Source organism: Achromobacter xylosoxidans (assembly GCF_002192695.1).
GTDB classification, from domain to species: domain Bacteria; phylum Pseudomonadota; class Gammaproteobacteria; order Burkholderiales; family Burkholderiaceae_B; genus Achromobacter; species Achromobacter xylosoxidans_C.
The window spans coordinates 81,598-89,473 of record NZ_MTLG01000094.1; the positions used below are offsets into that span (position 1 = coordinate 81,598).

Annotated in this window: 6 protein-coding genes and 1 tRNA gene; all 7 read left to right on the plus strand. The window is 62.3% G+C overall.

Annotation, left to right across the window (positions count from 1 at the left end; translation table 11 throughout):
* Window positions 1–98 precede the first annotated feature (98 nt).
* The 7 genes from ppk1 to BRO63_RS24050 all read left to right on the plus strand — a co-directional run bounded on the left by ppk1 (window position 99) and on the right by BRO63_RS24050 (window position 7,769).
* Window positions 99–2,174 carry a polyphosphate kinase 1 gene (ppk1, locus tag BRO63_RS24015; protein ID WP_088142205.1) on the plus strand — a complete coding sequence of 692 codons (2,076 nt, stop codon included), beginning with the start codon at window positions 99–101 and terminating at the stop codon, window positions 2,172–2,174.
* Window positions 2,175–2,383: 209 nt separating this feature from the next.
* Entirely contained in the window at window positions 2,384–3,424 is a 1,041-nt protein-coding gene (gene pstS, locus BRO63_RS24020; protein ID WP_088142206.1) for a phosphate ABC transporter substrate-binding protein PstS, read from the plus strand.
* A 158-nt stretch (window positions 3,425–3,582) separates the two neighbouring features.
* On the plus strand, window positions 3,583–4,599 hold the full coding sequence (gene pstC / locus BRO63_RS24025; RefSeq protein WP_059380153.1) for a phosphate ABC transporter permease subunit PstC: 1,017 nt from the start codon (window positions 3,583–3,585) through the stop codon (window positions 4,597–4,599).
* Window positions 4,600–4,625: 26 nt separating this feature from the next.
* Window positions 4,626–5,480, plus strand: coding sequence for a phosphate ABC transporter permease PstA (gene pstA, locus BRO63_RS24030; RefSeq protein ID WP_088142207.1), 855 nt, complete (start codon window positions 4,626–4,628; stop codon window positions 5,478–5,480).
* 48 nt (window positions 5,481–5,528) lie between these two features.
* Complete coding sequence (pstB, locus tag BRO63_RS24035; protein ID WP_088142208.1) at window positions 5,529–6,305, plus strand: phosphate ABC transporter ATP-binding protein PstB; 777 nt, start codon at window positions 5,529–5,531, stop codon at window positions 6,303–6,305.
* Between the two features lie 231 nt (window positions 6,306–6,536).
* Window positions 6,537–6,613 (plus strand) — tRNA-Pro (locus tag BRO63_RS24040).
* Window positions 6,614–7,517: 904 nt separating this feature from the next.
* Complete coding sequence (locus BRO63_RS24050) at window positions 7,518–7,769, plus strand: hypothetical protein (RefSeq protein ID WP_143219509.1); 252 nt, start codon at window positions 7,518–7,520, stop codon at window positions 7,767–7,769.
* The last annotated feature ends 107 nt before the right edge of the window (window positions 7,770–7,876 follow it).

Sequence of the window (7,876 nt, forward strand, 5' to 3'; positions counted from 1 at the left end):
TCCCGGTTTTGGCGTACGCTACGTATTTGCTGCTGTGTCATGGAACCGTCACTTTTTTGCAGTAAAACTCCACGCTCTCCCTACGTATGGAATCCGGTATGCCCTCACGCCCTCCTGCCGAGCCTTTGCTTCTGAACCGCGAGTTGTCGCTGCTGAAATTCAACGAACGCGTGCTGGCGATGGCGGAGAATCCCAAGACTCCCTTGCTGGAACGCCTGCGCTACGTGTGCATTGTCAGTTCCAACCTGGACGAGTTCTTCGAGATCCGGATTTCCAGCCTGAAGGAGCAGCAGCGCCAATCGCCCAACCTGGTGGGGCCGGACGGCATGACGCCGGACCAGGCCTTCGAGAACGTGCAGCAGGCGGTGCACGCGCTGGTCAACCGCCAGTACAACCTGCTCAATGACGAGATCCTGCCGGCCATGCACGCCGAGGGTATTTCGCTGCACCACGCGTCCGAATGGAATCCGCAGCAGCAGGAGTGGGCGCGCGAGGTCTTCAACCGCGACGTGATGCCGCTGCTGACCCCGATCGGGCTGGACCCGGCGCATCCGTTTCCGCGCGTCTACAACAAGAGCCTGAATTTCATCGTGTCGCTGTCGGGCGCCGACGCCTTCGGCCGCCAGGCATCGATCGCCGTGGTGCAGGCGCCGCGCGCCTTGCCGCGCCTGATCAAGATGCCCCAGGAACTGTCGGGCCAGCCCGAGGGCTACATCCTGCTGACCTCGCTGCTGCGCGCCTTCGTCGGCGAGCTGTTTCCGGGCCTGGAGATGCTGGGCTGCTACCAGTGGCGGGTCACGCGCAACAGCGACCTGTTCGTGGACGAGGAAGAAGTCACCAATCTGCGCCATGCCTTGCAGGGTGAACTGTCGCAGCGCAACTTCGGCGCCGCGGTGCGCCTGGAAATCGACAAGCTGACGCCGGTCGAACTGGAACACTTCCTGCAGCGCGAGTTCTCGCTCAAGGCCGAGGACACCTACCGCGTTCCCGGGCCAGTGAACCTGTCGCGCCTGATGCAGCTGTGCAACTCGGATTCGCGCCCGGACCTGCTGTTCCCCGATTACCGCGCGCCCGTGCCGGCGCCGTTCGATCGCGTGGGTGACAAGCCTGCCGAACTGTTCGAGGCAGTGGCCGAACAGGACCGCCTGTTGCACCATCCCTACCAGTCGTTCCAGCCTGTCATCGACTTCCTGACCGCCGCCGCGCTGGATCCGGACGTCATGGCGATCAAGCAGACCATCTACCGCACCGGCGAGGATTCCGAGCTGATGAAGATCCTGCTGGCCGCCGCGCGCGCCGGCAAGGAAGTGACGGTGGTGGTGGAGCTGATGGCCCGCTTCGACGAACAGACCAACATCAACTGGGCCTCCAAGCTCGAAGAGGTGGGGGCGCACGTGGTGTACGGCGTGGTGGCGCACAAGACGCACGCCAAGATGGCCGTGGTGCTGCGCCGCGAGAAAGGGCGCTTGCGCCGCTATGCCCACCTGGGCACCGGGAACTACCACCCGCGTACGGCGCGGCTGTACACCGACTTCGGCCTGCTCACCGCCGATCCCAAGCTGTGCGAGGACATGGATAAGGTGTTCGCGCAGCTGACCGGGCTGGGCGCGCGTCGCTCGCTCAAGGCGCTGATGCAGTCGCCCTTCACCATGCACGACGGCATGGTGGCGCTGATCCGCGCCGAGGCCCGCGCGGCCAAGGCCGGCAAGCGTTCGCGCATCATGGCCAAGATGAACTCGCTGCTGGAAGAGCAGATCATCGAGGAACTCTACAAGGCTGGCCAGGCCGGCGTGAAGATCGACCTGATCGTGCGCGGCGTATGCGCGCTGCGCGCCGGCGTGCCGGGCCTGTCCGAGAACATCCGGGTGCGTTCCATCGTCGGCCGCTTCCTGGAGCATTCGCGGGTCTTTTATTTCTACGCCGACGGCGAAGAAACGGTGTATCTGTCGTCGGCCGACTGGATGGACCGCAACTTCTTCCGCCGGGTGGAAATCGCGTTCCCGATCTACGACAAGACCCTGAAGAAGCGCGTCATCGACGAAGCCTTCACCTATGCCCTGCGCGACAACCAATTGGCCTGGCAGCAGCAGGCCGACGGCGACTACGCCCGAGTCAAGAGCCGCCGCGAGCCCTTCAACCTGCACCAGTACCTGATGCAGAAGCTGGGCGTGTAAGCCTTCCCATGAAAATGGGGTTTGTCCCCATCAGCCGCCGGCCGCCCTGGTTTCCTTGGGCGGCCGTCTTGTTTTCAGGCGGGGGCGCATAAAGCGTATGTGACTGTCACTATCCTGTCATGTGGGACTTCTAATATTCGAGGGTCGCTGAAAGACAGGCAGTTTTCCAAGCCTGCCAGACTCCTCCAACGAGCACAGAAGGAACCCTGATGTTCAAACGTGTCTTCAAACAAGTTTCCCTGGGCGTCGCGCTGAGCGCCGCCGTGTTTGCCGTCCAGGCCGCCGACGTGACCGGCGCCGGCGCATCGTTCCCGTACCCGATCTACGCCAAGTGGGCGTCCGACTACAAGGCTGCCACCAACAGCGCCGTCAACTACCAGTCCATCGGTTCGGGCGGCGGCCAGCAGCAGATCATCGCCAAGACCGTCGACTTCGGCGCCTCGGACGATCCCATGAAGGCAGCCGACCTGGAAAAGAACGGCCTGCTGCAGTTCCCGGCCGTCATCGGCGGCACGGTGGCCGTGGTGAACGTCGACGGCATCGAACCCGGCAAGCTGAAGCTGTCGGGCAAGGTCCTGGCCGACATCTTCCTGGGCAAGATCAAGAAGTGGGACGACGCCGCCATCAAGGCGATGAACCCCGACCTGAAGCTGCCGGCTGCCGACATCATCGTCGTGCACCGTTCGGACGGTTCGGGCACCACCTTCGGCTGGACCAACTACCTGTCCAAGGTGTCGCCGGACTGGAAGTCGACCGTGGGTGAAGGCAAGGCCGTCAAGTGGCCGGTGGGCCAGGGCGGCAAGGGCAACGAAGGCGTCGCCGCCTACGTCGGCCAGCTGAAGAACTCGATCGGCTACGTGGAATACGCCTACGCCAAGCAGAACAAGCTGGCCTGGACGCAGTTGCAGAACAAGGACGGCAAGTTCGTCCAGCCGGAACAGAAGGCTTTCGCCGCCGCGGCCGCCAACGCCGACTGGAAGAGCGCGCCGGGCATGGGCGTGGTCCTGACCGACGAGCCGGGCGCTGATTCCTGGCCCGTCACCGCCGCCACCTTCATCCTGATCCACAAGTCGCAAGACAAGCCGGCTCAGGGCAAGGCTGTCCTGGAATTCTTCGACTGGGCCTTCAAGAACGGCGCCAAGTCGGCTGAAGCCATGGACTACGTGCCGCTGCCGGAAGCCGTGACCAAGGAAATCCGCGCCGCCTGGGGCGAGGTCAAGGCCGCCGACGGCAAGGCTGTCTGGCAGTAATGGATGGAGCGCGGGGGAGACCGGGCAACAACCCACTCTTCGCCGCGCAAGCCGTATCAGCGGCCGTCCCTTGAACTTTCGCGAGAGCGCAACGACAGGGACGGTCCGCCGCAAGACCTTCGCAGTTCTTCCCCTGGTTTCCTAAGGAAAGTCCATCCATGAGCGCGGTAATGGATAATAGTGTGCCGCTTTCGCCCAGCGTGGCGGACTCCGTGACTACCGGCACGCCTTCGCCTATGAAGCAAAATAAAAACGCGCTGATGGATGCGCTATTCAAGAACCTGACCCGCCTGTTCGCCTTCCTGGTGTTCATCCTGCTGGCGGCGATTCTGGTTTCCCTGATCTACGGCAGCCGCGAGTCGCTGGCCAAGTACGGCCTGTCGTTCCTCTGGCTCAACGACTGGGATCCGGTCAATTCGAACTACGGCGCCGTGGTGCCCATCATCGGCACGCTGCTGACCTCGGCCATCGCCCTGATCATCGCCGTGCCGGTCTCCTTCGGCATCGCCATCTTCCTGACCGAGCTGTCGCCGACCTGGCTGCGCCGCCCCCTGGGCACCGCGGTCGAAATGCTGGCGGCGATTCCGTCCATCATCTACGGCATGTGGGGCCTGTTCGTCTTCGTCCCCGTGTTCCAGCAGTATGTGCAGCCCTTCCTGATCGCCACCCTGGGCAGCCTGCCCGTGATCGGCGGCATCTTCGCCGGGCCGCCTTTCGGCATCGGCATCTTCACGGCCGGCCTGATCCTGTCGATCATGATCATCCCGTTCATCGCCGCGGTCATGCGCGACGTGTTCGAGCTGGTGCCGGCGATGCTCAAGGAGTCCGCCTACGGCCTGGGCAGCACGACCTGGGAAGTGATGTGGCGCGTGGTACTGCCCTACACCAAGTCGGGCGTCATCGGCGGCATCATGCTGGGCCTGGGCCGCGCGCTCGGCGAGACCATGGCGGTGACCTTCGTCATCGGCAACGCCTTCAAGTGGTCCGGCTCGCTGTTCTCGCCCGGCAACTCGATCGCCTCGGCGCTGGCCAATGAATTCAATGAGGCGGGCGGCATACAGAAGTCGGCGCTGCTGGAACTGGGCCTGATCCTGTTCCTCATCACGACCATCGTGCTCGCCCTGGCCAAGATGCTGCTGGTTCGCCTGTCCGCCAGTGAAGGCAAGAAAACCTGACGCGCCGCGAGCACAAGGAAAAGATCATGGCTGTATCCGTACTCAATATGCAGAACGGCACCTATCGCCGGCGTCGCGTGATCAACCGCATCATGCTGACCGTGTCGCTGGGGACGCTGGTGTTCGGGCTGTTCTGGCTGTTCTGGATCATTCTGACGCTATTGGTGAAAGGCGCGCCCGCGCTGTCGTACACGCTCTTCACCGAGATCACGCCGCCGCCGGGGCAGACCGGCGGCCTGATCAACGCCATCTTCGGCAGCGTGATGATGGCCGGCGTGGGCACGCTGATAGGCACGCCCGTCGGCATCCTGGCCGGCACCTACCTGGCCGAATACGGCCAGCGCGGCTGGCTGGCGCCCGCCACGCGCTTCCTGAACGACGTGCTGCTGTCGGCCCCGTCCATCATCATCGGCTTGTTCATCTATGCCGTGTACGTGGCCCAGGTCGGGCACTACTCGGGCTGGGCCGGCGCCATCGCGCTGTCCATCCTGGTGATTCCGGTGGTGGTGCGCACCACCGACAACATGCTGCTGCTGGTGCCCAACAGCCTGCGCGAAGCCGCAGCCGCGCTGGGCTGCCCCAAGTGGCGCATGATCACCTTGGTGTGCTATCGCGCCGCCAAGACCGGCATCATCACCGGCGTGCTGCTGGCCATCGCCCGAATCTCCGGCGAAACCGCGCCGCTGCTGTTCACCGCGCTGTCGAACCAGTTCATGTCCTTGAACATGAACGGCCCGATGGCCAACCTGCCGGTCGTGATCTACCAATACGCCGCCAGCCCCTTCAAGGACTGGAACAACCTGGCATGGGCCGGCGCCACGCTGATTACGCTGCTGGTGCTGGGCATCAACATCATCGCCCGCAACATGTTCCGCAAGTAAAGATCGCTTTGCCGGCGCGCTGGGCGCGCCGGAGCCAAGGGAAACCAAATGGAAAACACCGCTAACGCCGTCAAGAACAAGATCGAGGTCAAGAACCTGAACTTCTACTACGGCAAGTTCCATGCGATCCGCAATGTGAACATGTCGATCCAGGAGAAGAAGGTCACCGCCTTCATCGGCCCGTCGGGCTGCGGCAAGTCCACGCTGCTGCGCACCTTCAACCGCATGTTCGAGCTCTATCCCGGCCAGCGCGCCGAGGGCGAAATCATCCTGGACGGCGAAAACCTGCTGACGGCCAAGACCGACATCTCGCTGATCCGCGCCAAGGTCGGCATGGTGTTCCAGAAGCCCACGCCGTTCCCCATGAGCATCTACGACAACATCGCCTTCGGCGTGCGCCTGTTCGAGCGCCTGTCCAAGGGTGAAATGGACGAGCGCGTGGAATGGGCCCTGAGCAAGGCCGCGCTGTGGAACGAAGTGAAGGACAAGCTGCACCAGAGCGGCAACAGCCTGTCGGGCGGCCAGCAACAGCGCCTGTGCATCGCGCGCGGCGTGGCCATCAAGCCCGAAGTGCTGCTGCTGGACGAGCCGTGTTCGGCGCTGGACCCGATTTCGACCGCCAAGATCGAAGAGCTGATCGCCGAACTGAAGAACGACTACACCGTCGTCATCGTGACGCACAACATGCAGCAGGCCGCGCGCTGCTCGGACTACACCGCCTACATGTACCTGGGCGAGCTGATGGAATTCGGCCAGACCGACCAGATCTTCGTGAAGCCCTCGCGCAAGGAAACGGAAGACTACATCACGGGCCGCTTCGGCTGATCGCCGGGTTTCGGTTCCGCAAAAAAACGGGCATTCCGGAGTAAGAACGCAGGGCGGCCGACCGGGGGGCGGTCCTCTGGCGGCTATCCACCGCAGCGTCGGAAGCCATATTTAATTTAGGCTCGAAATATATAGGTATCAATCAGGGAGATGCCGGCGGCGGGCGGCTTGCGGCGCGCAGCAGGGCGGACATAGGCCGCCCGCCCGGGATCTGGTATAGTTGCCACCCTTCGGGGCGTAGCGCAGCCTGGTAGCGCATCTGCTTTGGGAGCAGAGGGTCGTGAGTTCGAATCCCACCGCCCCGACCAATATCCATGCGTATCTTCGGATACGCAGAGCAAGAGAAGTTCAAAGGTGGACCGAATGCGGACCGCCTGCAAAAAGGCCCCAATCTCATTGAGATCGGGGCCTTTTTGTTGATCCATCGGAATGCCGATCAGGGTTTGATGGCGCCAACGCCCGGGCTTCCGTTCTCGTCTGACGGAAACTCGCTTGCGTATTCCGCTCTTGAGATTTCGAGACCTTGGGGACGCGGCTTTCCTGACGCTCGATCAACCTCAAGTTGCCTTTCGCGCACGTTTCGGGCGTGTCGATGTATGCCTCAGATTGGCAATAGCGGTAACTGTCATTTCGCTCCGTCCTGGCTGGATTGGCCGGCGCTATGATGGTCGTACACACTTGGGAGTGCGCCATGTGGAAATGCCGAAATTGCGGGCTTGAAGTCATGTTCTCGGCTGCCCAGCCTGAAGTGGACGAGGAGGGGTGTTACTTCCTTTGTCCCAGTTGTGGACATCGGAATGCACTGATTAATGCTGGAGGCGGTGGATCGGACGACACGCTGGAATTGGCCCAGCCGGACGAATAACGCATTTATCCCTTCTCTCTCAGGTTGCCTTGCCGGGACGAAAGGCGTGACAGGATCTTTCTTGTTCTTGTAGCGCGCGCCAACCCCATGCTGCGGATGCCATCGGCCTCTTATGTCCGGCACATCGTCAGGGGCGGGAGCGGTGCGTTCAGGGCGGGCGGGATGCGCAAGAGTGCGAGAGAGGCTCGACCTTGGTCAGATCAGGGATGTTGGATTAATATCGCGAGGCGACAAATATAATTAGACACAACTGGTCGGAGGGCGTAATGGCTTGGGCGAACGCTTGGATGAAAACCAGAGAGATGTGGCGGCGTAGGGGTGCGATCTCATGCATCACACTTGGATACTTGATCGCCGTCCATCAAATCTTGGCCGCCACCGATGCCTACGAGCAGGTTCGCAGCGTCCTGATTGAACACGAGCATTTTGAACTGGACGAACTGGTGCTTCTTGCAGCGCTGGCATCCCCCTTTGCCTGTGTCGCGCTCTGGATCCAAACCCGCCGCTTGCGGCAGGAAACACTGCAACGACGAGCGCTGGACGAGCTCATGACCGAGCTTTTCAAGCGAGTGCAGGAAAAGGATCGGCGCACGTGGTAGCGATCACGGCGCATGTCCGGGTTGTTGCGGGTGGATGACGTTCACGCTATCGCCAAAACTAGGGATGCTCTGCACTGGCCCTGATTCTGAAATCAGCCGATGTGCAT